The sequence below is a fragment of the Stenotrophomonas sp. PS02298 genome (assembly GCF_029959445.1).
Lineage (GTDB): Bacteria > Pseudomonadota > Gammaproteobacteria > Xanthomonadales > Xanthomonadaceae > Stenotrophomonas.
Genome location: NZ_JASCOR010000291.1, coordinates 1 through 2,226, shown reverse-complemented (window position 1 = coordinate 2,226; position 2,226 = coordinate 1). Strand labels below are relative to the sequence as shown.

2 protein-coding genes are annotated in these 2,226 nt (G+C 64.8%); one reads left to right on the top strand and one right to left on the bottom strand.

Annotated features, from left to right (window positions below):
- Positions 1-96 precede the first annotated feature (96 nt).
- Complete coding sequence (locus QMX78_RS21160; protein WP_282273379.1) at positions 97-1,638, bottom strand: serine hydrolase; 1,542 nt, start codon at positions 1,636-1,638, stop codon at positions 97-99.
- 139 nt (positions 1,639-1,777) lie between these two features.
- Between QMX78_RS21160 and QMX78_RS21155 the strand changes: the two genes are divergently transcribed.
- Positions 1,778-2,206, top strand: a complete 429-nt coding sequence (locus tag QMX78_RS21155; protein ID WP_282273377.1) for a VOC family protein — start codon at positions 1,778-1,780, stop codon at positions 2,204-2,206.
- Positions 2,207-2,226 lie beyond the last annotated feature (20 nt).

Below are 2,226 nucleotides of genomic sequence, written 5' to 3'. Positions count from 1 at the left end.
CCGCGAAGCCGATACCGCTCCCGCCCCCTTATCAACTGCAAACTGACAGTCCATCTGCTTCGCGGCTGACGCCGCTCCCACAACCAACCAGCGGGCTTACTGCGCCTTTGGCTTCAGCAGCAGGTCCTGGAAGTCGAAGCTGAAATCGGTCAATGACGACACGGCCTGCATTCTTACCTCACGAACCTTGCCATCGGGATCGAGGCTGAAGTTGACGAAGGCGTCGGCGTTGAGCGAGCGGTTGTCCCAGCGCACGATGAAGGTGTCGTGCTGCCAGTGCTCCATCGTGCCGACCAGATCGGCCGTTGCACCAAAGCGCAGGCGTAGCTTGCCGCCTTGCTGCTCGACGAACACATCGCCGTACCAGGCATCGCGATACGTGCCCGCATATCTGGCCAGCGGCAGCGATGGTTTGCTCTTGGCATCGCGCGCCGCCACATGCTTGTCCCAGCCCTCGTCGGCATTGCCCTGCGCCTTGGCCACGCCAGCAGCATACGCAGCCACCCAGTCATTGCCCTGCGCGCCGAGCATGGCGTCGAGCACGCTCATGGTGATCGCATTGAAGGCGGCACCGGATTCCTGGTTGGTCAACACCACCACGCCCAGGTTCTGCTCAGGCACCAGGGTCAAACGCGACACCTGGCCCGGCCAGCCGCCGGTATGCCAAACCAGCTTCTGCCCGCGGTAGTCACTCAGGCTCCAGCCCTCACCATAACCAGCAAAGTTCGGCCGTGCCGGCGCCAGCTCGGGCACCGACGGCTTCGGCACGACCTGCGGGATCTGCATCTGCCACATCTGCTGCTGGGTCTTCTCGGTGAACAGCGGCGTGCCATCGGCAAGCTTGCCTTCGGCCAGCTGCACGTTCATCCACTTGGCCAGGTCATGCACGCTGGAATAGATGCCACCGGCACCGGCGTTGTTCGACCAGGTCAGGGGTGGCACCGGCCGCAGGTCCTTGAAGTCGTACTTGGCGTGACCGACGGCGGCCTTGTCGCCAGGCAGCAGATGGTCGGCGTTGTAGCGGGTTTCGCTCATGCCAACCTTGTCGAAGATGCGCTGCTGCAGGAAGTCGGCAAACGACTGCCCGGACACCTTCTCGATCACCTGCTGGGCCACCGCATACAGGATGTTGTCGTAGGCATAGCGGTCACGGAAACCATTCTTCAGCGGCACCTGCGCCAGTCGCGCCACCACTTCCGCATTGCTGTAACGGGTGGTCGGCCAGAACAACAGGTCACCCGCGCCCAGACTCAGCCCGCTGCGGTGCGAGAGCAGGTCGCGGATGCGCATCTCGCCGGTGACATACGGGTCGGACATGCGGAACGACGGCAGGTGGTCGACCACCCGGTCATCCATCTTCAGCTTGCCCTCTTCGGCCAGCAGGTTCAGCGAGGTGGCGGTGAAGGCCTTGGTATTGGAGGCAATGGCGAACAAGGTGTCGGCCTGCACCGGCTCGGGCTTGCCCAGTTCACGCAGGCCCCAGCCCCGCTCCAGGAGCACCTTGCCGTCCTTGACCACGGCCACGGCCACGCCCGGGACATCGAACTGCTGGCGCACGCGCTCGACCGTGGCGTCCAGCTGCTGCAGTTCGGTCGGCACTGCCTCCTGTGCGGAGGCCATCGGTGCCGCCACGCCCATCGCGAGCACCAGCCCGCTTCCCAACCAACTATTCAAAGTGCGCTCCTGTGTGGATCGGTGCCAGCGCTGCGCCGGCCTTCTCGCGATGGTAACGCGAGCGCGCCCACTCTCGCCTTTCCACAGCTGCCCACACGCGACCATGGACCTCGCCGCCCGCACCACTGCCACCATCATTCCCTGCCTGCGCTATCGCGATGCGCCAGCCGCCATCGAGTGGCTGTGCACGGCTTTCGGCTTCCAGCGCCATGCGGTGTACCAGGATGGCGATGTGGTCCACCACGCGCAGCTGGTGTTCGGCAACGGCATGATCATGCTCGGCTCGGTGCAACCCAGCGAATGGGGCAGCAACATGATCCAGCCCGACGAAGTGGGCGGCATGGAGACGCAGAGTGCCTGCGTCATCGTCAGCGATACCGACGCACACTACGCGCAGGCCAAGGCCGCCGGCGCGGAAATCGTCATCGACATCGCCGACCAGGACTACGGCGGCCGCGGCTATGCCTGCCGCGATCCGGAGGGTCACCTGTGGTGGTTCGGTAGCTACGACCCGTGGGCACCCAGCGTGTAGTGCCGAGCCATGCTCGGCAC